Genomic DNA, 25,814 nt, shown 5'->3' with positions numbered 1-25,814 from the left:
GTATTGGGGCCGCTTTGCGGCCTTTCGCGGGCAAGCCTCGCGCCTATATAAAGAGGAAGCGTCACGCCTGGGGCGTGACGCGGGGTGGGATCAATCCGACAGCTTGGCGGCCAGGGCCTTGACCCGGGCCAGGTCGCCCTTGGCCACCTTGGTCACGCCAGTGCCGTACTCCGGATCGGCCTTGTAGAGGAACGACAGCATGATGTGCTTGCTCTCGTCATCGGTGGTCGCCAGGGAGCCACCGAAGTTCTCGATCAGGTCCTGACGCTCCTTCTGGCTCAGCGAACGATACAGATCGCCGGCCTGCTTGAAGTTCTGCTCGCGCTGGATCTTCGCCTGCTGGGTGCTGCCACTCAGCGCCAGCTGGCTGTAACGCGCGCTTTGCGGCTCTTCACGCGGCATCAGGCGGCTCGGCTGGTAGTTCACGCCGGTGCTGGTGCTGCCGCTGTTCATCGCGCCGTCCTGATTGCCATTGTTCACCGCGACTTTCGGCGCGTTGATCGGCAATTGCAGGGCGTTGGCGCCCAGGCGGTACAGCTGGGTATCGGCATAGGAGAACACCCGGCCTTGCAGCAGGCGGTCTTCCGAAGGCTCGATGCCCGGCACCAGGTTGGCCGGGGCCATGGCCACCTGTTCGGTTTCCTGGAACACGTTGGCCGGGTTGCGGTTGAGCACCATCTGCCCGACCTTGCGCTCAGGCACGCCCGGCCAGATCTTGGTGGCATCCAGCGGGTCGAAATCGAACTTGGCCAGATCTTCCGGCTTCAGGACCTGGACATACAGGTCCCATTTCGGGAAATCGCCCTTGTTGATATGCGTCACCAGGTCATTGGTCATATGGCTGTAATCACGCCCCTGCACCTCGACCACTTGTTTGGGATCGAGGTTGTTGATGCCCTGCAAACTCTTCCAGTGAAACTTCACGTAATGCACTTCGCCCTTGGCATTCACCAACTTGTAGGCGTGCACGCCGTTACCGTCCATTTCCCGGTAACTGGCCGGAGTGCCGGAATTGGAATACAGCTCGGTCAGGGTCCGGGTGGCTTCCGGAACATGGGAGAAGAAATCGAAGCGCCGGGAATCGTCATCCAGGTTGGTGCGCGGATCAGGTTTGAATGCATGCACCATGTCCGGGAATTTGATCGCGTCGCGAATAAAGAAAGTCGGGAAGTTGTTGCCGACCAGGTCCCAGTTACCATCGGCGGTATAGAACTTGGTGGCAAAACCGCGCGGGTCACGCAGGGTTTCCGGCGAGTGGTTGCCATGCACTACCGCGGAAAAACGCACGAATACCGGTGTTACCTGGCCGGCGGCGAATACCTTGGCCTTGGTCAGGTCGCTCAGGCTGTCGGTCACGGTGAAGGAACCATGGGCACCGGTACCACGGGCATGCACCACCCGCTCTGGAATGCGCTCGCGATCGAAACGCTGGAGCTTCTGGATCAACTGCACATCCTGCAGCAATACCGGTCCGGTAGCGCCCGCGGTCTGCGAGTTCTGGTTATCGCCCACCGCGGCCCCGTTATCGCGGGTCAGAGTCGCGGCCTGTACGGAAAGAGAAAGCATACTGGCGGCGAGTACGCCCAATACGCGTCGTTGGGAAAAACTCCCAAGGCCAATGATCATGGTCATGTTTTATTCCTCTGGTTTTAATCGAACGCATCCAGGTGCGCCTGTCAGAGGCTAGTGACCAAAGAGTCGAACTCTAAATAGAAAGGTCGCAACAGTCTGATTGAAAAAATATTCTGGTATCTAAGAGCAAGCGCGGGTATTTCGCGCGCGATTGATGGCACTTTGTAAACTATTTGCCGTTAACTCGGTCGATAACTGCGAACGCTGTAAGCAGTTGTTGCAAGCAAGATACCTTGTGCTGAATTACACTGCGTTCACCAACCTCATCTGTAACAAGGAATAACCTATGGGCGTGCTAAGTGAGTTCAAGGCCTTCGCGGTCAAAGGTAATGTGGTCGACATGGCCGTCGGTATTATCATCGGCGCCGCATTCGGCAAGATCGTCTCGTCGTTTGTTGGTGATGTGGTGATGCCGCCAATCGGCTTGCTGATCGGTGGGGTGGACTTCAGTGATCTGGCGATCACGCTCAAGGACGCCGTCGGCGAGACACCGGCCGTGACGCTGGCCTATGGCAAATTCATCCAGAGCCTGATCGATTTCATCATCGTTGCCTTTGCCATCTTCATGGGTGTGAAGGCGATCAACCGCCTGAAGCGCGAAGAGGCCGTGGCGCCAACCCTGCCGCCGGTTCCGACCAAGGAAGAAGAGCTGCTGGGCGAGATCCGCGACCTGCTCAAGGCGCAGAACAACAAGCCCTGAGGCTTCTGCCTCAACAAAACGGCGCCCCCTGCAAGTCAGGCGGCGCCATTTTTTTACCAGTAGTTTTCCACCGCCACCTGCCCGGGCCGCCGGGTCAGGCTCAGGTGCATATCCCGTTGTTTGAGCAAGGCGCGGGTGTCGTCGATCATCTGTGGGTTGCCGCAGAGCATCACTCGCGAGTGCTCGGCGCTCAGGGGCACGCCAGCGACCCGTTCCAGTTCGCCACTCTCGATCAGATGGGTGATCCGCCCGTTGAGGCTGCCCGGATGCTGTTCACGGGTCACCGTGGTGATGACTTGCAGCTTGTGGGCAACTTCCGCCAGATAATCGCGCTGTTTCAGCTCGGCCAGCAATTGCTGATAAGCCAGCTCCTTGGCTTCGCGCACGCTGTAGACCAGGATGATCCGCTCGAATTTCTCCCAGACTTCGAAGTCCTGCAGGATCGAAACAAAAGGCGCGATCCCAGTGCCGGTGGACAGCAGCCAGAGGTCGCGGCCATCGACGAAACGGTCCAGGGTCAGATAACCGAACGCCTGCCGGTCCACCATCAGGGTATCGCCCTCCCCCAGCCGGCTCAGCTCGCTGGTGAACTCGCCGCCGGGCACGACAATGGAGAAGAACTCAAGAAACTCGTCGAAGGGCGAAGACACCATGGAGTACGCACGCCACACCGTGCTGCCATCGGCCTTGGTCACCCCCAGGCGGGCGAATTGCCCGGCGCGAAAGCGAAAACCCGCGTCCCGCGTGGCGCGCAGGGTAAACAGGCTGGGAGTCAGGGGCTGGACGTCGAGCAAGGTCTGGCGCGTGTATTTTTCTGCACTGGCAGTCATGGCAGGCTCCAATAAGCGAATGCCCTTAGTGTCCCGCAAAGCGCGCGGCAGAAACACCGGTGGTTTGTAATGGCATAGAGCGCGGGCAATCGAGCGCAAAAAAACGTACCATTGGCCCCTCTTCGGGCACCTGCCACGCGGCCTGCGCGCCACCTGCCCGAACGGTCCAGCCCGCATCGCGCCCCTCCCGCCGGCAGGACATTCACCGATTACCAAGAGTCCGTCCCATGCCCCTGCTCGAAAGCCCCTTCGCCCAGCTCGACCTGATCCGCCAGCCCGAACAACAGAACGAGCCCCTGCAAGCCTTCGACGCGGCGGACGAGTACCTGCTCAATCACCTGGCCGAACAGCAGCCGACGGCGGACACCCGGGTGCTGGTGCTCAACGACAGTTTCGGCGCGCTGGCGGCCAGCCTGGTCGGGCGCGTACAGGTGCACAGCAGCGGCGATTCGTTTCTCGGCGCGCTGGCGCTGGAGAAAAACCTGGTGCGCAATGGCCGGCCATTCGACGCCGTAACAGTGGTACCGGCCAGCGAGCCGTTGACCGGGCCGTTCGACCGCGTACTGATCCGCGTGCCCAAGACCCTGGCCCTGCTGGAAGAACAGCTGATCCACCTGCAAGGCCAACTGGCCCCGGGCGCCCAGGTGGTGGCAGCGGCGATGGTCAAGCACCTGCCACGGGCCGCCGGCGACCTGCTGGAACGCTATATCGGCCCGGTACAGGCTTCGCTGGCGGTGAAAAAAGCCCGTTTACTGATCGCCACCCCGGAGGCGAAAACCCCGACGGTTTCGCCCTACCCGACCCGCTACAAGCTCGACGAGCCCGCCATCGAGCTGCTCAACCATGCCAACGTGTTCTGCCGCGAAGGCCTGGACATTGGCACCCGCGCCTTCCTCCCGCACCTGCCGAAAAACCTCGGCAAGGCCCGGGTCGCGGACCTGGGGTGCGGCAACGGCGTGCTGGCCATCGCCAGCGCCCTGCACAACCCCGACGCCCATTACACCCTGGTGGACGAATCCTTCATGGCCGTGCAGTCGGCCCTGGAGAACTGGCGCGCGACCCTGGGCCAGCGCGAAGTGACCGTGCGCGCCGGCGACGGCCTGGCCGGGCAGGAACCGCAGTCGCTGGACGTGGTGCTGTGCAACCCGCCCTTCCACCAGCAGCAGGTGGTCGGCGACTTCCTCGCCTGGCGCATGTTCCAGCAGGCCCGCGAAGCCCTGGTGGTGGGCGGCGCGCTGTACATCGTCGGCAACCGCCACCTGGGCTATCACAGCAAGCTGGCGCGGCTGTTCCGCGGCGTCGAGCAAGTGGCCGCCACGCCCAAATTCGTGATCCTCAAGGCGCGCAAATAATCCCCACGGCAGCCGCCCCATTCGCGGTCGACTGCACGGCCATCGCCAGCCCCCCTTTCTCTTATAAAACTCCAGGCCAAAAAAAGCCCTCCAGAGGAGGGCTATAAAACCGTGCCGCAAGGCAACGGGATGGGATGAGCGGTGGTGAAAATCAGTGCGTGGTCAGGCCCGCGGCGTTCATGAACATGCGCATCAGGCTGGCGACGATAAACAGCGCCAGCACGCTGCCGACCCAGATCCCGGCGAGCCAGCCCAGGCGCTGCCAGAGCGGTTTCTTCTCGGCTTCTTCGATTTCCTGCAACGTGGGTTTACCAGCCATCATCGAATACTCCTCTCGGAATGGAGACGATGGCGTCGCTCGGGGCGCCATCGCGAGCAGGTCCGCTCCCGCACGGGGAGCGGCGCATTGACTAGTGGTAGCCGTCTTCGTGGGTGACCTTGCCGCGGAACACGTAGTAGCTCCAGAAGGTGTAACCCAGGATGAACGGGATGATGAACAGCGTGCCCACCAGCATGAAGCCCTGGCTTTGCGGCGGCGCGGCGGCGTCCCAGATCGAGATCGACGGCGGCACGATGTTCGGCCACAGGCTGATGCCCAGGCCACTGTAGCCGAGGAAGATCAGCACCAGGGTCAGCAGGAACGGCGTGTAGTGAGCATTGCGGGCCACCGCGCGCAGCAGGCCGTACAGGGTCACCAGCACCAGGATCGGCACCGGCAGGAACCAGAACAGGTTCGGCAGGGTGAACCAGCGCGAGGCGATTTCCGGGTGGGCCAGCGGCGTCCAGATACTGACGACACCGATCACCGCCAGCAGCACGAAAGCCAGCGGCCGCGCCAGGTCATGCATCTGCTCCTGCAGCTTGCCTTCGGTCTTCATGATCAGCCAGGTGCAGCCGAGCAAGGCATAGGCCACCACCAGCGCGCCGCCGCAGAACAGGGTGAACGGCGTGAACCAGTCCAGCGAACCGCCGGCGTACTGGCGGTCGACCACCGGCAGGCCATCGATGAAGGCGCCCAGCGCCAGACCCTGGAAGAAGGTCGCCGCCACCGAACCGCCGATGAACGCCTTGTCCCAGATGTGGCGCTTGGCTTCCTTGGCCTTGAAGCGGAACTCGAAGGCCACGCCGCGGAAGATCAGCCCGATAAGCATCAGGATCAGCGGCATGTACAGCGCCGAGAGCACCACCGAATAGGCCAGCGGGAAGGCGCCGAACAACGCGGCACCGCCCAGGACCAGCCAGGTTTCGTTGCCGTCCCAGACCGGGGCGACGGTGTTCATCATCACGTCACGGTCGCGGGAGTCCTTGACGAACGGGAAGAGAATCCCGATCCCCAGGTCGAACCCGTCCATGACCACGTACATCATGATGCCGAAGATGATAATCACGGCCCAGATCAGCGGAAGATCGATACCCATGACTCAATTCCCCTTGTTCAGGCTGGTGCCGTTGTCTTCGGCATCGTCGTCGGCGGCCGACAGCGGACGGGCCGGCGTGCGTTTCTGGCCAGGACCACCGTGGCTGACTTCCGTGCCTTCGTTGGTCTTCGGCCCTTTGCGCACCAGGCGCATCATGTAGCCGATACCGACCCCGAACAGCGAGAAATACACCACGACAAACAGCGCCAGGGTGATGCTCATCTGCATCAGGCTATGCCCGGACGAAGCGTCCGCGGTACGCATCAGCCCGTAGACCACCCACGGCTGGCGGCCGATCTCGGTGGTGAACCAGCCGGCGAGGATCGCGATCAGGCCGGACGGCCCCATCCACAGCGCCAGGTACAGGAACGCGCGGTTCTGGTAGATGCGGTCACGCTTGCGCAGCCACAGGCTCCACAGGCCGGTGAGGATCATCAGCATGCCCAGGCCGACCATGATCCGGAACGACCAGAATACGATGGTCGAATTCGGCCGGTCTTGCGGCGGGAACTCCTTGAGCGCCGGCACCTGTTTGTCCAGCGAGTGGGTGAGGATGAGGCTGCCCAGATACGGGATCTCGACGGCGAACTTGGTCTTTTCTGCCTTCATGTCCGGCCAGCCGAACAGGATCAGCGGGGTCGGCTCGTTACCGACGTTTTCCCAGTGCCCTTCGATCGCGGCGATTTTCGCCGGCTGGTGCTTGAGGGTGTTGAGGCCGTGGAAGTCGCCGATCACGGCCTGGATCGGCGCGACGATCAGGGCCATCCACATCGCCATCGAGAGCATGCGGCGAATCGCCGGGTTGTCACGGCCGCGCAGCAGGTGCCAGGCAGCGGACGAACCGACGAAGAACGCGGTGGCGACAAAGGCCGCAGTGGCCATATGCGCCAGGCGGTACGGGAACGACGGGTTGAATACCACCGCCAGCCAGTCCACCGGAATCACGCGGCCGTCGATGATTTCGTAGCCTTGCGGGGTCTGCATCCAGCTGTTGGACGAGAGAATCCAGAAGGTCGAAATCAGCGTACCGATGGCCACCATCACCGTGGAGAAGAAGTGCAGGCCGCGCCCCACGCGGTTCCAGCCGAACAGCATGACCCCGAGGAAACCGGCTTCGAGGAAGAATGCGGTGAGCACTTCGTACGTCAGCAGCGGCCCGGTAACGGCACCGGCAAAATCGGAGAAGCGGCTCCAGTTGGTGCCGAACTGGTAGGCCATGACCAGGCCCGAGACCACCCCCATGCCGAAATTGACGGCGAAGATCTTCGACCAGAAGTGGTACAGGTCACGGTAGGTATCGTCGCGGGTCTTGAGCCACAAACCTTCGAGCACCGCCAGGTAACTCGCCAGACCGATGGTGATGGCGGGGAACAGGATGTGGAACGAGATGGTGAACGCGAACTGAATTCGGGCGAGATCTAGTGCCTCCAAACCGAACATAAGCTTTCCTCTGTCAGGTAATACCGGCTGCCGGCTGGAGGCCTGCACCCACTGCCCCCACGGATCTGGAGTGTGGCGAATTCGAATTCGTTCTTTTTAAACCCATCGCAACGCAGGGAGTCTGGCCATCTGGCCACCAGACCCAACCTTGGAAAAGGTTTTGATCTGGATCAATCAACGCTGAAAGAGTAGTCGCATTTTCGCCATTGGTTTGTGTGGTCTTTTGTCGCGTGACAGGTTGCCTCACCACGTCAAGCACGGGGTTTCCCCGAAGTTTTGCTCTCCCTGTAGCCGCTGCCGCAGGCTGCGATCGACCGGAACGGTCGTGGCGATTTCTGCTCCGTCGAAGATCCTTCGGCCCTTATCGCAGCCTGCGGCAGCGGCTACAGGGATTGGGCTATTTCGAATAACCGGGATAGATGCGGGGCTAACGATTCTGCAACTATTGGTTACATCTTGGTGATAACCTCGCCTTACTCCACGCCCAGACCTGTCTTTCAGATGCCCAGCCAAGACCCTCTGCTGCTTCGCCATCACCGTCCGTTCATTGCTTTCTGGCTGGCGCGGATCTTCACCGCCAGCGGCTTCCAGATGCTCACCGTGGCCATCGGCTGGAACCTCTACCAACTGACCGGCAACGTGCTCGACCTGGGCCTGGTCGGGCTGGTGGAGTTCGCGCCGCGGGTGCTGTTCATGCTGCACACCGGGCATGTGGCCGACCGCTATGACCGGCGCAAGGTGGCAGCCATCTGCCAGTCGCTGCAGGCGCTGATCGCCCTGTCCCTGGCCATCGGCAGCGCCACCCATAACGTCACTCGCGAGATGATCTTCATCCTCGCGTTCCTGCTGGGCGCCGCCCGCTCCTTCGAGATGCCGACCACCCAGGCGCTGCTGCCGAGCATCGTGCCCAGCGCGCTGTTCCCGCGCGCCGTGGCGGCGGCCCAGTCCGCCCAGCAATCGGCGACCATCGTCGCGCCCGCCCTCGGCGGCCTGCTCTACGCCTTTGGCAGCGTGTGGGTCTATGCCCCGACCGTGCTGCTGTATGTGATCGCCTGCTGCCTGATGCTCAACCTGCCCGCGCGGCAGACGCCGCTGAACAAAGGCAAGGCCACCCTGGACTCGTTGCTCGCCGGGGTGCGCTTCATTCGCAGCCGCCCGGACATTCTCGGGGCGATCTCCCTGGACCTGTTCGCCGTATTGCTGGGCGGCGCCACCGCGCTGCTGCCGGTGTTCGCCAAGGACATCCTGCTCACCGGCGCCTGGGGCCTGGGCCTGCTGCGCTCGGCGCCGGCGGTGGGGGCGCTGCTGATGTCGCTGTGGCTGGCGCGCTTTGCCGTCGACCGCCATGTCGGCCGGGTGATGTTCACCGCCGTCGGCGTATTCGGCGTCGCCACCATCGCCTTCGGCCTGTCGACCTCGTTCTGGTTCTCGCTTGCGGTGCTGGTGGTGCTGGGCGCGGCGGACATGATCAGCATGGTGATCCGCGCCTCCTTCGTGCAGTTGGAAACCCCGGACGAAATGCGTGGCCGGGTCAGCGCCGTCAATGGCCTGTTCATCGGCGCCTCCAACCAGCTCGGCGAGTTCGAGTCCGGGCTCACCGCCCACTGGTTCGGTACCGTACCGGCGGTGGTGCTGGGCGGAGTCGGCACCCTGCTGGTGACCGGGGTGTGGATAAAACTGTTCCCGACCCTGGCCCGTCGCGATCGCATGCATGGGCCGGTGGAAGAAGAAGCCAAGGCCGAAAGCCGCGCCTGACAGGCGCGGCCAGACTCAAGCGTCAGTGGCTGGGCTGCGCCTCATCGACCACTCGCCATTTTGCCGCCTCCAATAGATCGCACCCATCCCGGGTCAGCAGATAGAGCACATCGATGATGTGCGGTATGTCCTTCACATCGCCGTGGCTGAAGTTCAGACAGCACAGGGTTTCCAGCAGATTGGCAGCCGCACGCATACGTTGCTCCGCCGCTTCGTGAAGTGCCTCCGAGGAAGCGTTGGCGTTGATAAAGAAAACGCCTGGCCGGCTTATGTTGGATTTGAGCGGCACATAGTGAGCGGTAGTTTTCGGGGTATTCATCCTTAAATCCTTCTTTATGAATGACCGCCCCCAATCGTGACCAAACGATAGGTGGCGGACTGTGCACAGGTTGGTCAACCGGGAAAGAAGGCACCCGGCACACCCGAAGGTGTCCCGCGCACAGCCCACCATAAAGCGTGCGGGCATAGAAAAAATGCCCGCAATACCAGGGTGGCGCATGCGCCTTCTTAATTTCGGGTGACCAAACCCGTTCGCTGAATTGGCAGCGACGGCGCGAACTATAGGTGTGATCGGATGGGCTGTGCAAGGAGCGGCTAATTAGCCTTTGTTACCCGGTTTTGAGCGTCAGTCGCAGTCGCCCCTAAACCAGCAACTCCCCCTCCACCACCGTCCGCCGGCCCCTGCCGCACAGTTGTTCCACCAGGGTCAGGGCAAAATTCAGGGCCGCTCCCGAGCCTTGCGCGGTGATGCAGTTGCCATCCACCACTACCGGTTGGTCGACGAAGTTGCAGCCCGACAGCTGATGGCTGGCGCTGGGCAGGCAGGTCATGCGCCGCTGGCGCAACACCCCGTAATTCTGCAAAGCCAGGGCCGGCGCTTCGGCGATGCCGGCGAACAGGCGCCCGGCGGCGGCCTGGTCCTTGACCAATTGCATCAGCGGTTGATGGGCCGCCAGGTGCTGAGCGCCGACGGCGCCACCGGGCAGCACGATCAGGTCGAAGTGCTGGGCCAGCACATCCACCAGCATGCCGTCGGCGGTCATGCGGGTGCCGCGGGCGCAGGTGAGCATGCGCCGCCCTTCGATACTGGCCACCAGCACTTCGACCTGGGCACGGCGCAGCACATCGATCAGGGTCACGCTTTGCAGGTCGTCGACACCCTCGGCGAGAGGAATCAGGGCTCTAAAGGTCATGGGCTGTGTCCGCGGTAGGGTCTTTAAAGCTTAGTCAGCTTTAAAGCCCTCCGCGTTCGGACGCTGCCGTCACTTGATGTAGATCTGCGCGCTCATGCTGTTGCCCGGCGCGTTGAGCGAGGTGTTGCTGAAGGTGAAGGTCCCTTCCTGCCTGCCGGCCAGGTCGAAGGTATAGATGTAGCCGACGGTGGTCCCGGAGTTGCCGCACGGCACCAGGCTCGAACCCTCTTCGCAGACCGCCGCGCGCGTGCCGTTGACCTCGAAGCCGTCCAGCGCCACCCGGGGCTGGCGGCCATAGCCGATTTCCAGCACGTACACCTTGATGTTCGGGCCCTGGTGATCGCAGGCGGTCTTGTCGCGTCCGTCCGACACATCCTCCAGGCCGCAGGACTGCGACTCGACCTTGAGGATTTCCACCTGGCTCAAGGGCGGCGCGGAACGGGCCATGGCCGGCGCCGCACCCAACCACAGGCTGCTGGCCACTACCGCCAAGGCCATCGTTTTTATCGTGCTGTGCATAAGTCCCCCCAAAACGTCGGCGCAGTATGCCCCAGTCGCCACTCGGGCAAAACATCGCCGAGGATCGCAGCCATAGCCCTGCGCTGCTGGTATGATGCGCGGCTTTTTCCGACCCGCACAAAATCCCCGGACGCTTTTTCAGGGTCTGTGCTTTGCTGTCTGGGTCGATACATTCACGGCGCCCTGCGCGCCACGGGGAGCAGACATGCTGGAAAGGCTGTTTCAACTCAAGGCACACAACACCAATGTGCGGACCGAGATTCTCGCGGGCCTCACGACCTTCCTGGCCATGGCCTACATTCTCTTCGTCAACCCGAGCATCCTGGGCGAGACCGGCATGGACAAGGGTGCGGTGTTCGTCGCCACCTGCCTGGCCGCCGCCATCGGCTCGACCGTGATGGGCCTGATCGCCAACTACCCGATCGCCCTTGCTCCGGGCATGGGCCTGAACGCCTTCTTCACCTACACCGTGGTCCTGCACATGGGCCATACCTGGCAAGTGGCGCTGGGCGCGGTGTTCATCTCGGCGGTGCTGTTCTTCCTGCTGTCGATCTTCAAGATCCGCGAATGGATCATCAACAGCATCCCGCTGCCGCTGCGCTCGGCGATCGCCGCCGGTATCGGCCTGTTCCTGGCGCTGATCGCCCTGCACAACGCCGGCATCGTGGTCAGCAACCCGGCGACCATGGTCGGCCTCGGCGACCTCAAGCAACCGGCACCAATCCTCGCGACCCTGGGCTTCGCCCTGATCGTCGCCCTGGAAGCCCTGAAAGTCCGCGGCGCGGTCCTGATCGGCATCCTCTCGGTGACCATCGTCTCCATCGCCCTGGGCTTCACCCCGTTCGGCGGCGTGACCTCGATGCCGCCTTCGCTGGCGCCGACCTTCCTGCAACTGGACATCAAGGGCGCGCTGGACATCGGCCTGGTCAGCGTGATCTTCGCCTTCCTGTTCGTCGACCTGTTCGACAACTCCGGCACTCTGATCGGCGTCGCCAAGCGCGCCGGCCTGATGGGCAAGGACGGCCACATGCCGAAAATGGGCCGGGCCCTGATCGCCGACAGCACCGCGGCCATGGCCGGTTCGCTGCTGGGCACCTCGACCACCACCAGCTACATCGAATCCGCCGCGGGCGTCAGCGCCGGTGGCCGCACCGGCCTGACCGCCATCGTCGTGGCCATTCTGTTCCTCCTGGCGCTGTTCTTCTCGCCACTGGCGGCCAGCGTCCCGGCCTTCGCCACCGCGCCGGCCCTGCTGTTCGTCGCGGTACTGATGACTTCGGGCCTGGCGGAAATAGACTGGGACGACATCACCGTCGCCGCGCCCGTGGTGGTCACCGCCCTGGCCATGCCGTTCACCTATTCCATCGCCAACGGAATCGCCTTCGGCTTCATTGCCTGGACCGCGATCAAGCTGCTGTCGGGCCGTGCCCGTGAGCTGAACGCGCCGCTGGTAATTCTGTCGGTACTGTTTGTGATCAAGTTGGGTTGGTTCAACGCATGACTTTCGATCCCCAGGCTTACGCCACCCAGCTCGCCGACAAGGTCGCGCGCCTGCGTGAACTGCTGGCGCCGTTCGATGCCCCCGAGCCACAGGTCTTCGATTCGCCGCTGCAGCACTTCCGCCTGCGCGCGGAGTTTCGCCTGTGGCGCGAAGCCGGCGAGCGTCACTACGCGATGTTTTCCCAGGAAGACAAACGCACGCCGATCCTGATCGAAGAATTCCCGATCGCCAGCCTGCGCATCAATCAGCTGATGCCGCGACTCAAGGCCGCCTGGCAAGCCAGCAGCGCCTTGAGCCACAAGCTGTTCCAGGTCGAGTTCCTCACCACCCTGGCCGGCGACGCGATGATCACCCTGTGTTATCACCGCCCGCTGGACGAACACTGGCACGCCGCGGCGAGCCAGCTGGCGGCCGACCTGAACGTCAGCGTCATCGGTCGTTCCAAGGGCAAGCGCGAAGTGATCGGCCACGATTACGTGGTGGAGAAACTCGAAGTCGGCGGGCGCACCTTCAGCTACCGCCAGCCCGAAGGCGCCTTCACCCAGCCCAACGGCACGGTCAACCAGAAGATGCTCAACTGGGCCTACGACGCCCTGGGCGATCGCCCGGACGACCTGCTGGAGCTGTACTGCGGCAACGGCAACTTCACCCTGCCCCTGGCCACCCGGGTGCGCAAGGTGCTGGCCACCGAGATCAGCAAGACCTCGGTCAACGCGGCCCTGAGCAACCTCAGTGAAAACGCGGTGGAGAACGTCACCCTGGTGCGTCTGTCCGCCGAAGAGCTGACCGAGGCGCTGAACGAAGTGCGTCCGTTCCGCCGCCTGCAGGGCGTGGACCTGAAGAGCTACGCGTTCGGCAGCGTGTTCGTCGACCCGCCGCGCGCCGGCATGGACCCGGACACCTGCGAGCTGACCCGGCGCTTCGACAACATCCTGTACATCTCGTGCAACCCGGAAACCCTGGCGGCCAACATCGCCCAGTTGCACGACACCCACCGCATCACCCGCTGTGCGATGTTCGACCAGTTCCCGTGGACCCACCACATGGAATCCGGGGTCTTGCTGACCCGGCGTTGATGGCCTGTCGCGAATCACAAAAAAGCCGTCCCTGCGACGGCTTTTTTGTGGCTGCGCCCTTTCATGACAACGCCTGCGCCTTGTGCGTATCGATGAACCCTCGCCTGGCGTGATTGAGGCCGGTCCGCAAGCTCCGGCAACCCTGCCCAGGCGGCAAGCACTCGCTGGCTGCGGCGTGAAAATGTTCGATCACCGAACACTTAATGACAGGACCTGCCTTGCCTTCTCCCGTCGCAATTGACCAAATTAACTAGTTAGTACAATTTAGCTCCAGCCGCTGGCCGCTCAAGCCACGCCCACAATAACAACGGAGAATTCCCCCCATGCGCCCTATCGTTCTGGTGCTCAACGGCCCGAATCTGAACCTGCTCGGCACCCGCGAACCCGCCACCTATGGTCACGAGACCCTGGCCGACATTTCCGCCCTGTGCGGGCGTGCCGCCGAGGAGTTCGGCCTGACCGTGGAGTTTCGCCAGACCAACCACGAAGGCGAACTGCTGGACTGGATTCACGGCGCCCGTGGCCGTTGCGCCGGGATCGTGATCAACCCGGCGGCCTGGACCCACACCTCGGTGGCGATCCGCGATGCCCTGGTGGCCAGTGAGTTGCCGGTGATCGAAGTGCACCTGTCGAACGTCCACGCCCGCGAACCGTTCCGCCATCACTCCTTTGTCTCGGGCATCGCCCTGGCGGTAATGTGCGGCTTCGGCAGCCATGGCTATCGCCTGGCACTGGCGCATTTCAGCCAGCGTTTTCAAGGAGCCCAGGCATGACCCAACAGAACAAAGTACTGGCCGGACTGATCGGCGCCGGCATCCAGGCCTCGCGCACCCCTGCGCTGCATGAGCACGAGGGCGACGCCCAGGGCCTGCGTTATCTGTACCGGCTGATCGACCTGGACCAGCTGCAACTCGACAGCAACGCCCTGCCCGACCTGCTACTGGCCGCCGAGCGCATGAACTTCACCGGGTTGAACATCACCTTCCCATGCAAGCAAAGCATCATCCCGCTGCTCGACGAGCTGTCGCCGGAAGCCCGCGGCATCGGCGCGGTGAACACCGTGGTGCTCAAGGATGGCAAGCGCATCGGCCACAACACCGATTGCCTGGGTTTTGCCGAAGGTTTCCGCCGCGGCTTGCAAGGCGTAGCCCTGGCGCGCGTGGTGCAGATGGGCGCCGGCGGCGCCGGTGCGGCGGTGGCCCATGCGCTGCTCAGCGAAGGCGTGCAGCAACTGAGCATCTTCGATGTGGAAAGCGCCCGCGCCCAGAGCCTGGCGGACAACCTCAACCAGCATTTCGGCCCCGGCCGGGCCAAGGCCGGCGTCGACCTGCCCGCCACCCTGGCTGCCGCCGACGGCCTGGTGAACACCACGCCCGTGGGCATGGCCAAGCTGCCGGGCATGCCGGTACCGGTCGAGCTTCTGCGCCCTGGGCTGTGGGTTGCGGAGATCGTTTACTTCCCCCTGGAAACCGAGCTGCTGCGCAACGCCCGCGCCCTCGGTTGCCGCACCCTGGACGGCGGCAACATGGCGGTGTTTCAGGCGGTGAAGGCGTTCGAGCTGTTCAGCGGCATAACGCCGGATGCCCAGCGCATGCTCGCGCATTTCCAGAGCATGAATGGCTGACAGTGCCTGACCGGGTCAGTGCGGAGCTGTAATCGGCTCCGCTCTCGACAGGTACCTGCCACACTCCCCGCGGCCATGCATGGCGACTAGGCGCGTTCATGACGACCGGCTGGCCGCAGCCGTCCGTGCATCACGCCGTGCGCCAGCAACCCCGCCAGCAAGCCCCAGAATGCACCGCCCAACCCGAACAGGGTGATATTGGCGGCGGTCGCCAGGAAGGTGATCAAGGCGGTTTCCCGGCCACTCGGCTCGACCAGCGCGGTGGCGAGGCTGCCGCCGATCGCCCCCAGCAGGGCCAGGCCCGCCAGGGTGGTGATAAAGGTCGCCGGCAGGACCACGAACAGCGCCGCCAGGGTGCTGCCGAAGATCCCCACCAGCAGATAGAACACCCCACACGCAAGCCCGGCCAGATAACGCTTGGCCGGTTCTTCATGCGCCTCCTTGCCCGTGCAGATGGCAGCGGTAATGGCGGCGACGTTGAACGCATGGGAACCGAACGGCGCCATCAGCAAGGAGCCCAGGCCGGTGGCGGTGAGAATCGGATTGGCACTGGTCTTGAACCCATCGTTGCGCAGCACCAGCATGCCGGGCATGTACTGGCCGGTCAGGGTGATCAGAAACAACGGCAGGGCCACGCTCAGCAGCGCATTCAGCGAGAACACCGGCACGGTCAGCACCGGCAGGGCCGGCTTGAGTTCGAGGCTGGCGAAACTGACCTGCCCCAACCCGAGCAACAGCACGATACCGATCAGCAACACCCCGACAATCGCATAACGCGCGGTAAAGCGCCGTAGCAGTACATAGCTGAGCAGCAGCGCGCCCACCAGCAAAGGATCGACCCCCGCGCCGTCGAAAGCACCAATCCCGAAGCGCAACAGAATACCCGCCAGCAGGCCCGCCGCGATCCCCGGCGGGATCAGCTTCACCACCCGCTCGAAATAACCCGACATGCCCAGCACCACGAAGCCGGCAGCCGACAGCATGAAGGCGCCGACCATTTCCGGGTAAGGCGTGCCCGGCAGTACCGCGATCAGGAAGGCCGCGCCCGGTGTCGACCAGGCGGTAATGATCGGCTCGCGGTAGCGATAGCTCAGCCAGGCGCCGGTCAGGCCGACGCCGATAGAGATCGACCAGATCCACGAGGCGGTCTGCTCCGGGCTCAGCCCGGCCGCCTTGGCCCCCTGGAAAACCAGAATGAAGGTTCCCCCGTAATTGACGATGACCGAGATCAGCGCGGCAACGCTTGGATGCAGCAGGTCAGCGATTCTGATGCTGGCGGTTTTCATCGGGGAAACCCTCTGGCTGTGTTGGCAAGGCGAGGGAGTATCCGCAGGCAATGGACTGTATAAAATATCCACTTTCGATCAATATCCCAGACCACTTTTCCAGCTGTCGCCGACCGGCGATCCCCAGGCCCCCGATGAAAACCCGCAAAACCGCCTATCCCATCTGGAACCGTCTGCAACTGGCCAAGGACGGCCCCTTGTCCTTGCGCGAGCAATTGCTGCTGTTCCTGCGCAAAGGCATCGCCGACGGCAGCGTCAAGGCCGGCATCCGCCTACCCGCCTCACGCGTGCTGGCGACACAATTGGGGCTATCGCGCATGACCGTGACCGAGGCCTATGGGCAGTTGATCGCCGAGGGGTTCCTGGAAGCCCGGACAGGTTCGGGTACCTATGTCATGGCGCGGATCGCCGAGCAAACGGCCTCGCCGCCCGCCCGGACAGAGGCCCCCGTCGGCTCCACCCGGGCCCGGGCGCTGACGGGGACCGACTCGATGTCCGTGGCCCGGGCCGCCTGGCCGCTGACCCCGGGCCTGCCGGCGCTGGACGCCTTTCCCTATGCGCTGTGGGGGCGCCTGGAAGGCCGCTTCTGGCGACGCCGGCCACTTCCCGACCTGTCCTACGGCGACCCGCAGGGTTTCCTGCCATTGCGCGAAGCCCTGGCGGCGTACCTCGGCGCGGCACGCGGAGTGGTGTGCCAGGCCAGTCACATCGTGATTACCCCCGGTGCCCAGGCGGCGGTGTCGATTGCCACCCTGGCGCTCACCGACCTGGGAGAGCGGGTCTGGGTCGAGAACCCCGGCTACGATGCGGCCTACCGCAGCGTGTTGCTGGCCGGTGTGCAGGCCGTGGGCGTTCCGGTGGATGCAGAAGGCCTGGATGTGCAGGCCGGTCGCCGGCTCGCGCCCGACGCCCGGCTCGCCCTGGTATCGCCTTCGCACCAGTATCCCCTGGGGGTCGGCATGAGCCTGGCGCGACGCCTGGCCTTGCTGCAATGGGCCCACGATGCCGATGCCTTCATCCTCGAAGACGATTACGACAGCGAGTTTCGCTACGGCGGCGCGCCAACCCCGGCGCTCAAGGCCCTGGACGGCAATCAGGGGCGGGTCATTTATGTCGGGACCTTGAGCAAGCTGCTGGCGCCGGGCCTGCGCCTGGGCTTCCTGGTCGCCCCCGAGGCGGTGGTGGAGGTGTTGCGCAACGTGCGCAATGGCAGCGGCCACCGCGTGCCTTTGTCGCTCCAGGCGACGGCGGCGGAGTTCATCGGCAATGGCCATCTCGGCAGCCATATCCGTCGTAGCCAGGCGGTTTATGCGCAACGTCGCGCCGCCTTGCTGGCGGCCACTCACAACGCCGGCAGCGAGCGCATGACGGTAGCCAGCAGCGCCAGCGGATTGCACCTGCTCGCCGAGCTGCCCGATGGGCTCGACGACCAGGCGATCGCGGCCGCCGCCCATGCCTGGAAGATCGGCGTCGCGCCGCTGTCAGGTTTTTTCGTGGGTACCCAGGGCGGATCACGCCCCGGCTTGCTGATGGGCTTTGGCAATACCCGGGCGGAGTCGATGCCGGATGCGGTTGAAACCCTGTGCCAGCTGATCGATCGACAGCGGGGTTCAACCGCCTAGAGGGTCAGGCCTGCAAGTAGCGCAGCACCGACTCGCAGATCATCTCGCGGTGGCGCTGCTTGATTGCTTCGTCGGGCAAGTCGATCTGGAAGATCTCGCCGAAAGTGTGGCGGTTGGACACGCGGTAGAAGCAGAACGAACTGATCAGCAAGTGCACATCCAGCGGGTCCAGGCCGGCGCGGAACACGCCCTCGTCGGCCCCGCGCCGGAGGATCTCGCCCAGGGCATGCAGGATGGTGTTGTTCATCGCCTTGATCGCTTCGGAGCGCTTCACGTATTCGGCGTTATGGATGTTCTCGATGCTGACGATGCGCACGAAATCGACGTTGCGGTCGTGGTGATCGAAGGTGAACTCCACCAGCCGGCGAATCGCCTCGCGCGGCGCCAGCTCCGCCAGGTGCAGGCGGCTTTCGGTGTTGCGGATATCGCCGTAGAGCTTCTCCAGCACCTCGACGTACAGCTGCTCCTTGCTGCCGAAGTAGTAATAGATCATGCGCTTGGAGGTGTGGATGCGCTCGGCGATGGCATCCACCCGAGCACCGGACAGGCCCTGCTGCACGAACTCGACAATAGCCTCTTGAAGAATGTTCTCGCGGGTCTTTTCCGGGTTGTTCTTGCGACTCTTGCGTGGCTCGATCACGGGCTGCTCGGGCGCTACGGAGAGTTCTGTGGTCATTGTCATTCTGGGGCTCACGGCCATCGCTGCACACGCGGGCGATTATGGGCCGCCTCGCGCAGCGAAGGAAAGCAGGACGGCGGCCCTTTGCCGCCGCCGTTACGAAACTCCTACAACTTCGCGTGCCGTACCCCGCCACTGCGCGACTTGGCCATGGCCGCCAGGCGTACCGCGACGTTCGCCGCGCCATACCCGACATAGCCATTCTTGCGCTGGATGATCTCGAAGAAGAAGCGCCCCTCGAACGGCTCGGTGTAGACATGGAACAGCTCGCCACCCTGGGCGTCACGGTCGTAGAGCACGTTGTAGTAGGCCAGCTCGCTGAGGAACTCGTCGTCGAAATCGAAGCGCGCCGCCAGGTCGTCGTAGTAGTTGAGCGGGATGTCCAGCAACGGCACGCCCGCCTCCTTGGCCCGGCTGACTTCGGCAAAGATATCGTCGCAATCGAAGGCGATGTGATGCACGCCCGAGCCGCCGTAACTGGACAGCGCGTGGGAGATCGCGGTCTTGCGGTTCTCGGAAATGTTCAGCGGCAAACGAATGGTGCTGCAACGGCTGCGCAGCGCCCGGCTCTTCACCAGGCCGTAGGGATCGGGCAGCACCACCTCGTCGTCGGCGGTGAAATCCAGCAGGCTCTTGTAGAACAGCACCCAGCTGTCGAGGTTGTCGGCCGGCAGCGCCATGGCCATGTGGTCGATGCGCTTGAGGCCGCCCTTGGCCACCACGCCCGGGAGCATATTGAAATCGGTGTCGTACAGGTGCTGGCCGCCCTGCTCCTGGTCCACCAGGTAGATCAGGCTGCCATCCAGCTCGCGCACGGCGGCCAGTTCCAGTTCGTTGGGGCCCACCAAGCCGCGGTACGGCTGGCCCTTGTAGGCCACCGCGCGCTCCAGCGCCTTGGCGCTGTCCTTGACCCGGATCGCCGTGGCGCACACCGAGGGGCCGTGGGCTTCGAAGAAGCTGTGGGCAAAGGAATAAGGCTCGGAGTTGAGGATCAGGTTGATATCGCCCTGGCGCATCAGGCTGACATTCTTCGAGCGGTGCTGGCCGGCCCTGGCGAACCCCAGGCGTTCCAGCCAGCCGCCAAGCTTGGCGCCCAGCGCTTCGTCCACGGCGAACTCGAGAAACTCGGTGCCGCCATATTCACTGGCCGGCGGCGGCGCGAACAGCGTATCGATATTGGCCACCGGCGCGGCTTCCTGTTCCAGGCGCTGGCGGGTTTTCTCCTCGAGGTACAGCAGCGAACGCAGACCGTCCGCGGCGTTGGCCCGCGGTGGCGCGGCGCGGAAACCGTCGTTGAAGATCTCCAGGGACAAAGGTCCGGTGTAGCCGCTCTTGATGATCGGCGCGAGGAACCCCGGCAAGTCGAAATCGCCCTGCCCCGGGAAGCAGCGAAAATGCCGGCTCCACTCCAGCACGTCCATGGCCAGGATCGGCGCGTCGGCCATCTGCACGAAGAAGATCTTGTCCCCGGGAATCTCGGCGATCGCCGCCGGGTCGCCCTTGAGCGACAAGGTGTGGAAGCTGTCGAGCAGCACGCCCAGGCTCGGATGGTCGGCCTCGCGAACGATGTCCCAGACCTGTTGATAAGTATTGACGTGCCGGCCCCAGGCCAGGGCTTCGTAGCCGATCCGCAGGCCACGGCTGCCAGCGCGCTCGGCCAGCAGGCGCAGGTCGTCCACCAGGATCTGCCGGTCGCCGACGCTGTCGGCCGCGGCATTGCTGCACACCAGCACCAGGTCGGTGCCCAGTTCCTGCATCAGGTCGAACTTGCGCTCGGCGCGTTCCAGGTTGCGTTGCAGGCGGTCGCGGCGGCAACCTTCGAAATCGCGAAAAGGCTGGAACAGGGTGATGGCGATGCCCAGGTCCGCGCACATCTGGCGGATTTCCCGAGGGCTGCCGTCGTAGTAGAGCAGGTCGTTCTCGAAAATCTCCACGCCGTCGAAACCGGCGGCGGCAATGGCTTCGAGTTTTTCCGGCAGGGTACCGCTCAAGGAGACGGTGGCAATGGAACGCTGCATGTTTCAACTCCCGGTAATGACCACAGATCGGGCGCCGTGCCTGTGGCCGCTGCCGCAGGCCCTCCAGCGCACTGAAGATCCCGCGCCCGCTTCGCGGGCCATCGCAGCCTGCGGCAACGGCTACAGATACGTTGGTTATTGGATGGGGCGGATTATTGAGCCGGGCATTGCAGACAGCAATTTAAAGTGTACGAACCAGTTAGTTTTTCGTGCGATTATCGAACAAAATGGCCATTGGCGAATTGACGATTTTTCGTCCGCTGCGCACCATCGGCAACACATTGAGCCGGCACCGAACCGCCGGCTTCAATCACCCAAGACCCAGAACACACCATAAAAATTTCAAAAATCGGGTACACCCTCATGCTTGCACTCAACGCCACACCTCTCTGCCTGGCCCTTCGGCCCTCACCCGGCCACGCCTCCAACAGCCGCCTTCAGACGGACGCACTACGGCCCCTGGGCTGACCATGCCCGCACGCTGACCAACCCGCTTTCCACCGCCGCGCCCGACGCGCGTCGACCAAAGCACTCAGCCGATCGATCATCGAGTTCACCCGCGGCCCGTCCGCATAGCCGACAATCGATCACGCGCCCTTGAGTCCCGACGAGTTGTCCCTCGTCAGTCATTGAACGGATGGCACACATGATTCCTTCTCAAAGCTCCCGCATGGCCCCGAGCCTCGGCACCGCCTCCGGCGGCATCGGCGACAAGATCCGCGGCGCCATGACGGTCGGCAAGACCCGCTGGGGCATGCTCGCCCTGGTGTTCTTCGCCACCACCCTGAACTACATCGACCGCGCCGCCCTGGGTGTGATGCAGCCGATCCTGGCCAAGGAAATGAGCTGGACGGCGATGGACTACGCCAACATCAACTTCTGGTTCCAGGTCGGCTACGCCGTCGGTTTCGTCCTGCAAGGACGGTTGATCGACCGGGTCGGCGTCAAGCGCGTGTTCTTCTTCGCCGTGCTGCTGTGGAGCCTGGCCACCGGCGCTCATGGCCTGGCCACCTCTGCCGCGGGTTTCATGGTCTGCCGCTTCATCCTCGGGCTGACCGAGGCCGCCAACTACCCGGCCTGCGTGAAGACCACGCGCCTGTGGTTCCCGGCCGGCGAACGCGCCGTGGCCACCGGCATCTTCAACGCCGGGACCAACGTCGGCGCCATGTTCACGCCGATGCTGCTGCCGTTGATCCTGCACGCCTGGGGCTGGCAGGCGGCGTTCCTGTGCATGGCTGCGCTGGGCGGCATCTGGCTGCTGTTCTGGGGCCTGAAGTACTTCAACCCGGAAGATCACCCGAGCGTCAAACAGTCCGAGCTCGAGTACATCCAGAAAGAAGTCGAACCGGAGCAGGCCCGCGTGCCTTTCTCGCGCATCCTGCGCATGCGCGGCACCTGGGCCTTCGCCCTGGCCTACGCGATCACCGCGCCGGTGTTCTGGTTCTACCTGTACTGGTTGCCACCCTTCCTCAACCAGCAGTACAACCTGGGCATCAACGTGACCCAGATGGGCATCCCGCTGATCATCATCTACCTGACCGCCGACTTCGGCAGCGTCGGTGGCGGCATCCTCTCGTCGTTCCTGATCGGCCGCGGGGTCAACCCGATCAAGGCGCGCCTGGTCTCCATGTTCCTGTTCGCCTGCTGCATCATCGGCGTGATCATGGCAGCCGGTACCTCCAGCCTGTGGCTGGCAGTGTTCGCCATCTCCCTGGGGATCGGCGCGCACCAGGCCTGGACCGCCAACATCTGGAGCCTGGTGATGGACTACACGCCCAAGCACATGATGAGCACGGTGTTCGGTTTCGGCGGTATGTGCGCAGCCATCGGCGGCATGTTCATGACCCAGATCGTCGGCCATATCCTGACCGTCACCAACAACAACTACACCGTGCTGTTCACCCTGATCCCGGCGATGTACTTCATTGCCCTGACCTGGATGTACTTCATGGCTCCCCGCAAGATTCCAAAAGTAGAAGACTGACGCTTTCCTCTCGCAGGCCCGGTTCCGGGCCTGCTTTTTTTCTCCCCCCTTCTCTCAGTCGATACCGGTTGTCCCCCCGCTGCCAACGCCACTCAGCGCCGCCGCTGTTGCCAGGCAGCCGCCAGGCCGCTGAGACAGATCACCGCGATGCCCAATTGGGTGATCGGCTGCGGCGTATGGCTGAACAACAGCCAGCCCAGCAACCCGGCGAAGACGATCTGGCAATAGCCGAACGGCGCCAGCAGCGCCGGCGCCGCGTGGCGGAAAGCCTGGGTCAGGAACAGGTGGGCGGTCATGCCGCAGGCCCCCAGCGCCAGCATCAGCGCGCCATGGACAAAGCTCGGTACCTGCCAGAACAACGGCACCAGCGCGCTCATCACCAGGGTGTTGCACAGGCCGGCGAAGAAGTTACTGGTGGTCGGGCTGTCGTGCTCGGCGAGCTTGCGGGTCAGCAGTTGGTAGAAGCAGAAAAACAGCGCCGAGCAGAAAGGCAGCAGCACCGCCGGGGTGAACAGGTCGCCACCCGGGTGAACGATGATCAGCACCCCGATAAAACCGCAGATCACCGCCAGCCATTGACCCTTCGTGACCCGCTCGCCCAGCAGCGGCACCGACAGCGCGGTGACCAGCACCGGCGCCAGGAAGTTGACCGCCGTGGCTTCCGCCAGCGGGATAAACAGCAGCGCCGAGGTGAACAGCAGGCTGGTGCCAAGCAGGCACAAGGCCCGCGCTATTTGCAGCAACGGCCGCTTGGTGCGCAACACCCGCAGGCCCGATTGCGGCAGGAAGATCCCGGCCATCAGCAGGGTATGAACCAGGTAGCGGGCCCAGACCACCATCACGATCGGATAGAACCCCGAAAGGTATTTCGACAGGGCGTCATGACTGGCGAACAGGAAGGTCGCCACGACGACCAGCAGGATGCCCTTGAAGGGCTGGTTGACACCGGAAAGGGGTGTGCTGAGGGTCATCCGCGGAGTCTCTCAAGATAGGGTTTGTTTGTAGAAAAACAGCTTCGCGGGCAAGGACTGGGCGCCCAGTCCTTGCCCGCGATAGGGCTATCCGGGCTATCCATTAAATCCTGGCCAACAACGCCCGGGTCTTGTCCAGGGCCATCTGCGCCCGCTCCAGGGCGCCAACGCCCTGTTCGAGCAATTTCACCGTGGGGATCTCCAGGCTCAACGGCAAGTTGGCCGGCAGACAATGCAAGAGCCCCGCCAGGTCGCAATCGCCATCCCCGGGAAAACGCCGTTCGTTGCGGGCCTGGCGCAGGATCTCCTGCATATCGTCCGGTCGCGGGCCGGCCACGTCGCACAGCTGGGCATAACGCAGCCGCGCCGGCGCGACCTTTGCCAGATCCTCCAGGCGCGAGGCCGAGCGATTGAAGTGGAACGCGTCCACCAGCACCGCAGCGTTGTCGCGACCGGCGTTCTCCACCACCCGCACCGCCTGCTGCAGGTTGCATGCATCGGTCCAGGGCATGAACTCCAGGTGCGGGTGCAGGCCGTAGATCGACGCCAGGTCGCACAGTTCGGCGAAGCGCTCGGTCATGCGCGCCTCGTCGGGATCGTTGCCGGCCACCAGCAGCTCGCTGGCGCCGAACTCCGCGCCGACCGCCAGCACCGCCTCGAAATCCGCGACCCGGGTGTGCGGCTCAAGCCGCAGGATCTCCACATCCAGCACGCCGACGCCGGTGTCGCGCAGGCGGCTGAGGGTCTGTCGGCGCAGATCGGCATCGGCCACCAGGGCAAAGTGATGCTCCTGCGGCGTCGCCGGCACCAGGCGCAAACCGACGTGGCTGTAACCGGCGCGGGCCGCCACCTCGACCATCTGCGGCGGCGAGATTTCCAGCACCGTGAGGCTGGCCAGGGAAAGAATGCGTTCGCTCATGCTCATCCCTCGATCGGCGCCGGGGTACAGGCCCGACCGGTCGCCGCCGCTTCACGGATCGCCTCGATCAGCGCCAGGGTCCGCGCCGCATCGGCCACGCTGACCAGCGGCTCGACCTCGCGTCGCGCCACTTTGACGAAATGCTGCAACTGCAAGCGCAGGGCCTCGGCGGCGGTGAAAGGCTCCTCGATCGCCAGCAACGGCTGATGCCAGCCGGCGCCGGCCTCGGCGTACCGCCAGCGCTTGAGTTGCGGAATGCTCAGGGCGCCACCGGTGCCAGCCAAGAGGTAGCACGGCTGGTCGGCCTGGCGCGGGTACACCGGGTTCTCGCCGGAATCCAGCTCCCAGCTCCAGGGCGCCGCCACGGCATCGGAACCGGTCAGGCTGCCCAGTGCACCGTTGGCGAATTGCAGCAGGACGGCGGCGCAATCCTCGTTGGCAAAACCGCGCACCGCGTTGCTGGTGACGGCCTGCACCTGATGCACCTCGCCGCACAGATGACGCAGCAGGTCGAGGTCGTGAATCAGGTTGGTCAGCAGCATCCCGGCCCCGGGCTCGCGACGCCAGGGAATCTCGAAATAGCTGTCGGGCTTCTGCAATTGCCAGAGCGCGGTGACCGTGGTCAGCCGGCCCAATGCCCCGCCCCGCACCAGCGCATGGGCACGGACGATCAGCGGGTTGTGGCGCCGGTGATGGCCCACCAGCACGGGAACACCGCTGCTTTTCACCGCGGCCACCAGTTCGCGCGCTTCATCCAGGCGCACGCCGACCGGTTTCTCCAGCAGCACCGGCACACCGGCCGCCAGGCAATCCAGGGCGGTGCCGACGTGCAGGTTGTTCGGGTTGGCGACAATCACGGCGTCGGGGCGGGCCTGTTCAAGCATCAGTCCATGGTCGGGGTAATACGGCACTTGCCACTGCGCGGCGATCCCGGCGGCTTGCGGGCCGGGGTCGGCCACGGCGCAGAGCCTGGCCTCGGTGAGGGTCTTGAGGTGCTGGTAATGCTGCTGGCCCATATTGCCGACGCCGATCAGGGCAATGCGCAAAGGCGAGTCCAAGGCGGGATCCTCTTGTGATTGTTATGGGAACGCGAAATTTCAAATATTTAGAACTCGGTTCCATTTTCATACAAGAGCAAAACAAAATAGTGTCCGATCAGCGAACAGCTTTAAGGCTTTAGATCGCAAAGGCCCTGCGAGCCTTATCGCAGGCTGCGCCAGCGCCTACAGAAAACGAGGAAACCCTGTAGCCGCTGCCGAGCCCCGCGAGGCTGCGATCGGGCGCGCAGCGGCCGT

The 25,814-nt window shown here is 63.9% G+C and carries 24 protein-coding genes; 10 read left to right on the top strand and 14 right to left on the bottom strand.

Annotated features, from left to right (window positions below; genetic code table 11):
* Nucleotides 1-90: 90 nt before the first annotated feature.
* Nucleotides 91-1,632, bottom strand: a complete 1,542-nt coding sequence (katB, locus tag BM019_RS23655) for a catalase KatB (protein ID WP_009045732.1) — start codon at nucleotides 1,630-1,632, stop codon at nucleotides 91-93.
* 286 nt (nucleotides 1,633-1,918) lie between these two features.
* On the opposite strand from katB, the gene mscL reads away from it, so the two are divergent.
* A complete protein-coding gene (mscL, locus tag BM019_RS23650) occupies nucleotides 1,919-2,332 on the top strand; it encodes a large-conductance mechanosensitive channel protein MscL (RefSeq protein WP_009045733.1) in 414 nt (137 codons plus the stop codon).
* A gap of 53 nt (nucleotides 2,333-2,385) precedes the next feature.
* Here the strand turns inward: mscL and BM019_RS23645 are convergent, their stop codons facing one another.
* The gene (locus BM019_RS23645) at nucleotides 2,386-3,162 is read right to left on the bottom strand and encodes a ferredoxin--NADP reductase (RefSeq protein ID WP_009045734.1); all 777 of its coding nucleotides are present in this window, start codon (nucleotides 3,160-3,162) and stop codon (nucleotides 2,386-2,388) included.
* 227 nt (nucleotides 3,163-3,389) lie between these two features.
* Between BM019_RS23645 and BM019_RS23640 the strand changes: the two genes are divergently transcribed.
* Nucleotides 3,390-4,514: a methyltransferase gene (locus BM019_RS23640; protein ID WP_092420717.1), complete on the top strand. Its 1,125-nt coding sequence runs from the start codon at nucleotides 3,390-3,392 to the stop codon at nucleotides 4,512-4,514.
* A 151-nt stretch (nucleotides 4,515-4,665) separates the two neighbouring features.
* On the opposite strand, the gene BM019_RS23635 is transcribed toward BM019_RS23640, so the two are convergent.
* The 3 genes from BM019_RS23635 to BM019_RS23625 form a co-directional block, all read right to left on the bottom strand.
* Nucleotides 4,666-4,833 carry a DUF2474 domain-containing protein gene (locus BM019_RS23635; RefSeq protein ID WP_023969448.1) on the bottom strand — a complete coding sequence of 56 codons (168 nt, stop codon included), beginning with the start codon at nucleotides 4,831-4,833 and terminating at the stop codon, nucleotides 4,666-4,668.
* Between the two features lie 91 nt (nucleotides 4,834-4,924).
* Nucleotides 4,925-5,932: a cytochrome d ubiquinol oxidase subunit II gene (gene cydB / locus BM019_RS23630; RefSeq protein WP_009045736.1), complete on the bottom strand. Its 1,008-nt coding sequence runs from the start codon at nucleotides 5,930-5,932 to the stop codon at nucleotides 4,925-4,927.
* 3 nt (nucleotides 5,933-5,935) lie between these two features.
* Nucleotides 5,936-7,372: a cytochrome ubiquinol oxidase subunit I gene (locus BM019_RS23625; RefSeq protein ID WP_092420714.1), complete on the bottom strand. Its 1,437-nt coding sequence runs from the start codon at nucleotides 7,370-7,372 to the stop codon at nucleotides 5,936-5,938.
* A gap of 501 nt (nucleotides 7,373-7,873) precedes the next feature.
* Here BM019_RS23625 and BM019_RS23620 point away from each other — a divergent pair.
* A complete protein-coding gene (locus BM019_RS23620) occupies nucleotides 7,874-9,127 on the top strand; it encodes an MFS transporter (RefSeq protein WP_092420713.1) in 1,254 nt (417 codons plus the stop codon).
* A 22-nt stretch (nucleotides 9,128-9,149) separates the two neighbouring features.
* On the opposite strand, the gene BM019_RS23615 is transcribed toward BM019_RS23620, so the two are convergent.
* From BM019_RS23615 to BM019_RS23605, 3 genes are all read right to left on the bottom strand, one after another.
* On the bottom strand, nucleotides 9,150-9,446 hold the full coding sequence (locus BM019_RS23615; protein WP_007930022.1) for a hypothetical protein: 297 nt from the start codon (nucleotides 9,444-9,446) through the stop codon (nucleotides 9,150-9,152).
* Nucleotides 9,447-9,768: 322 nt separating this feature from the next.
* Nucleotides 9,769-10,320: a DJ-1 family glyoxalase III gene (locus BM019_RS23610; protein ID WP_092420710.1), complete on the bottom strand. Its 552-nt coding sequence runs from the start codon at nucleotides 10,318-10,320 to the stop codon at nucleotides 9,769-9,771.
* A gap of 69 nt (nucleotides 10,321-10,389) precedes the next feature.
* Nucleotides 10,390-10,839, bottom strand: a complete 450-nt coding sequence (locus BM019_RS23605; protein ID WP_062824522.1) for a DUF4879 domain-containing protein — start codon at nucleotides 10,837-10,839, stop codon at nucleotides 10,390-10,392.
* Nucleotides 10,840-11,044: 205 nt separating this feature from the next.
* Here BM019_RS23605 and BM019_RS23600 point away from each other — a divergent pair, with 205 nt between their 5' ends.
* The 4 genes from BM019_RS23600 to BM019_RS23585 all read left to right on the top strand — a co-directional run bounded on the left by BM019_RS23600 (nucleotide 11,045) and on the right by BM019_RS23585 (nucleotide 15,040).
* Nucleotides 11,045-12,340, top strand: a complete 1,296-nt coding sequence (locus tag BM019_RS23600) for an NCS2 family permease (protein WP_009045742.1) — start codon at nucleotides 11,045-11,047, stop codon at nucleotides 12,338-12,340.
* Entirely contained in the window at nucleotides 12,337-13,416 is a 1,080-nt protein-coding gene (gene trmA / locus BM019_RS23595; RefSeq protein WP_092420707.1) for a tRNA (uridine(54)-C5)-methyltransferase TrmA, read from the top strand. The genes BM019_RS23600 and trmA overlap by 4 nt, the downstream gene beginning before the upstream one ends.
* A 323-nt stretch (nucleotides 13,417-13,739) precedes the next feature.
* On the top strand, nucleotides 13,740-14,189 hold the full coding sequence (gene aroQ, locus BM019_RS23590; RefSeq protein WP_007928871.1) for a type II 3-dehydroquinate dehydratase: 450 nt from the start codon (nucleotides 13,740-13,742) through the stop codon (nucleotides 14,187-14,189).
* Entirely contained in the window at nucleotides 14,186-15,040 is an 855-nt protein-coding gene (locus BM019_RS23585; protein ID WP_092420704.1) for a shikimate dehydrogenase, read from the top strand. Before aroQ ends, BM019_RS23585 begins: the two co-directional genes overlap by 4 nt.
* Nucleotides 15,041-15,126: 86 nt before the next feature.
* Here the strand turns inward: BM019_RS23585 and BM019_RS23580 are convergent, their stop codons facing one another.
* Nucleotides 15,127-16,326 carry a benzoate/H(+) symporter BenE family transporter gene (locus BM019_RS23580; protein WP_009045745.1) on the bottom strand — a complete coding sequence of 400 codons (1,200 nt, stop codon included), beginning with the start codon at nucleotides 16,324-16,326 and terminating at the stop codon, nucleotides 15,127-15,129.
* 134 nt (nucleotides 16,327-16,460) lie between these two features.
* Between BM019_RS23580 and BM019_RS23575 the strand changes: the two genes are divergently transcribed.
* The gene (locus BM019_RS23575; protein ID WP_092420701.1) at nucleotides 16,461-17,948 is read left to right on the top strand and encodes a MocR-like pyridoxine biosynthesis transcription factor PdxR; all 1,488 of its coding nucleotides are present in this window, start codon (nucleotides 16,461-16,463) and stop codon (nucleotides 17,946-17,948) included.
* Between the two features lie 4 nt (nucleotides 17,949-17,952).
* On the opposite strand, the gene BM019_RS23570 is transcribed toward BM019_RS23575, so the two are convergent.
* Together BM019_RS23570 and quiC are read right to left on the bottom strand one after the other, a co-directional pair.
* Nucleotides 17,953-18,630 (bottom strand): TetR/AcrR family transcriptional regulator, encoded by a 678-nt coding sequence (locus BM019_RS23570; protein ID WP_007928882.1) that lies wholly within the window; start codon nucleotides 18,628-18,630, stop codon nucleotides 17,953-17,955.
* Between the two features lie 104 nt (nucleotides 18,631-18,734).
* Entirely contained in the window at nucleotides 18,735-20,645 is a 1,911-nt protein-coding gene (quiC, locus tag BM019_RS23565) for a 3-dehydroshikimate dehydratase QuiC (protein ID WP_009045747.1), read from the bottom strand.
* Here quiC and BM019_RS30615 point away from each other — a divergent pair.
* Nucleotides 20,632-20,982, top strand: a complete 351-nt coding sequence (locus BM019_RS30615; RefSeq protein ID WP_139217390.1) for a hypothetical protein — start codon at nucleotides 20,632-20,634, stop codon at nucleotides 20,980-20,982. The two genes, quiC and BM019_RS30615, sit on opposite strands and share 14 nt — an antisense overlap.
* Nucleotides 20,983-21,291: 309 nt before the next feature.
* A complete protein-coding gene (locus BM019_RS23560) occupies nucleotides 21,292-22,629 on the top strand; it encodes an MFS transporter (protein ID WP_092420698.1) in 1,338 nt (445 codons plus the stop codon).
* A 92-nt stretch (nucleotides 22,630-22,721) separates the two neighbouring features.
* Here BM019_RS23560 and BM019_RS23555 read toward each other — a convergent pair whose 3' ends face one another.
* The 3 genes from BM019_RS23555 to BM019_RS23545 form a co-directional block, all read right to left on the bottom strand.
* Nucleotides 22,722-23,600, bottom strand: coding sequence for a DMT family transporter (locus BM019_RS23555; RefSeq protein ID WP_092420695.1), 879 nt, complete (start codon nucleotides 23,598-23,600; stop codon nucleotides 22,722-22,724).
* Between the two features lie 103 nt (nucleotides 23,601-23,703).
* The gene (locus BM019_RS23550) at nucleotides 23,704-24,519 is read right to left on the bottom strand and encodes a sugar phosphate isomerase/epimerase family protein (protein WP_092420692.1); all 816 of its coding nucleotides are present in this window, start codon (nucleotides 24,517-24,519) and stop codon (nucleotides 23,704-23,706) included.
* A 2-nt stretch (nucleotides 24,520-24,521) separates the two neighbouring features.
* The gene (locus BM019_RS23545; protein ID WP_092420689.1) at nucleotides 24,522-25,577 is read right to left on the bottom strand and encodes a Gfo/Idh/MocA family protein; all 1,056 of its coding nucleotides are present in this window, start codon (nucleotides 25,575-25,577) and stop codon (nucleotides 24,522-24,524) included.
* Nucleotides 25,578-25,814 lie beyond the last annotated feature (237 nt).

Origin of the sequence: Pseudomonas sp. NFPP07 (assembly GCF_900115645.1) — a bacterium.
In the GTDB taxonomy this organism is placed as follows: Bacteria; Pseudomonadota; Gammaproteobacteria; order Pseudomonadales; family Pseudomonadaceae; genus Aquipseudomonas; species Aquipseudomonas chlororaphis.
This window is presented reverse-complemented; position numbering and strand designations above follow the sequence as displayed.

Coding starts and splice junctions, on each gene's coding strand:
- katB (WP_009045732.1), bottom strand. CDS start 1,632: ATGACCATGATCATTGGCCTTGGGAGTTTTTCCCAACGACGCGTATTG.
- mscL (WP_009045733.1), top strand. CDS start 1,919: ATGGGCGTGCTAAGTGAGTTCAAGGCCTTCGCGGTCAAAGGTAATGTG.
- BM019_RS23645 (WP_009045734.1), bottom strand. CDS start 3,162: ATGACTGCCAGTGCAGAAAAATACACGCGCCAGACCTTGCTCGACGTC.
- BM019_RS23640 (WP_092420717.1), top strand. CDS start 3,390: ATGCCCCTGCTCGAAAGCCCCTTCGCCCAGCTCGACCTGATCCGCCAG.
- BM019_RS23635 (WP_023969448.1), bottom strand. CDS start 4,833: ATGGCTGGTAAACCCACGTTGCAGGAAATCGAAGAAGCCGAGAAGAAA.
- cydB (WP_009045736.1), bottom strand. CDS start 5,932: ATGGGTATCGATCTTCCGCTGATCTGGGCCGTGATTATCATCTTCGGC.
- BM019_RS23625 (WP_092420714.1), bottom strand. CDS start 7,372: ATGTTCGGTTTGGAGGCACTAGATCTCGCCCGAATTCAGTTCGCGTTC.
- BM019_RS23620 (WP_092420713.1), top strand. CDS start 7,874: ATGCCCAGCCAAGACCCTCTGCTGCTTCGCCATCACCGTCCGTTCATT.
- BM019_RS23615 (WP_007930022.1), bottom strand. CDS start 9,446: ATGAATACCCCGAAAACTACCGCTCACTATGTGCCGCTCAAATCCAAC.
- BM019_RS23610 (WP_092420710.1), bottom strand. CDS start 10,320: ATGACCTTTAGAGCCCTGATTCCTCTCGCCGAGGGTGTCGACGACCTG.
- BM019_RS23605 (WP_062824522.1), bottom strand. CDS start 10,839: ATGCACAGCACGATAAAAACGATGGCCTTGGCGGTAGTGGCCAGCAGC.
- BM019_RS23600 (WP_009045742.1), top strand. CDS start 11,045: ATGCTGGAAAGGCTGTTTCAACTCAAGGCACACAACACCAATGTGCGG.
- trmA (WP_092420707.1), top strand. CDS start 12,337: ATGACTTTCGATCCCCAGGCTTACGCCACCCAGCTCGCCGACAAGGTC.
- aroQ (WP_007928871.1), top strand. CDS start 13,740: ATGCGCCCTATCGTTCTGGTGCTCAACGGCCCGAATCTGAACCTGCTC.
- BM019_RS23585 (WP_092420704.1), top strand. CDS start 14,186: ATGACCCAACAGAACAAAGTACTGGCCGGACTGATCGGCGCCGGCATC.
- BM019_RS23580 (WP_009045745.1), bottom strand. CDS start 16,326: ATGAAAACCGCCAGCATCAGAATCGCTGACCTGCTGCATCCAAGCGTT.
- BM019_RS23575 (WP_092420701.1), top strand. CDS start 16,461: ATGAAAACCCGCAAAACCGCCTATCCCATCTGGAACCGTCTGCAACTG.
- BM019_RS23570 (WP_007928882.1), bottom strand. CDS start 18,630: ATGACAATGACCACAGAACTCTCCGTAGCGCCCGAGCAGCCCGTGATC.
- BM019_RS30615 (WP_139217390.1), top strand. CDS start 20,632: ATGGAACGCTGCATGTTTCAACTCCCGGTAATGACCACAGATCGGGCG.
- quiC (WP_009045747.1), bottom strand. CDS start 20,645: ATGCAGCGTTCCATTGCCACCGTCTCCTTGAGCGGTACCCTGCCGGAA.
- BM019_RS23560 (WP_092420698.1), top strand. CDS start 21,292: ATGATTCCTTCTCAAAGCTCCCGCATGGCCCCGAGCCTCGGCACCGCC.
- BM019_RS23555 (WP_092420695.1), bottom strand. CDS start 23,600: ATGACCCTCAGCACACCCCTTTCCGGTGTCAACCAGCCCTTCAAGGGC.
- BM019_RS23550 (WP_092420692.1), bottom strand. CDS start 24,519: ATGAGCGAACGCATTCTTTCCCTGGCCAGCCTCACGGTGCTGGAAATC.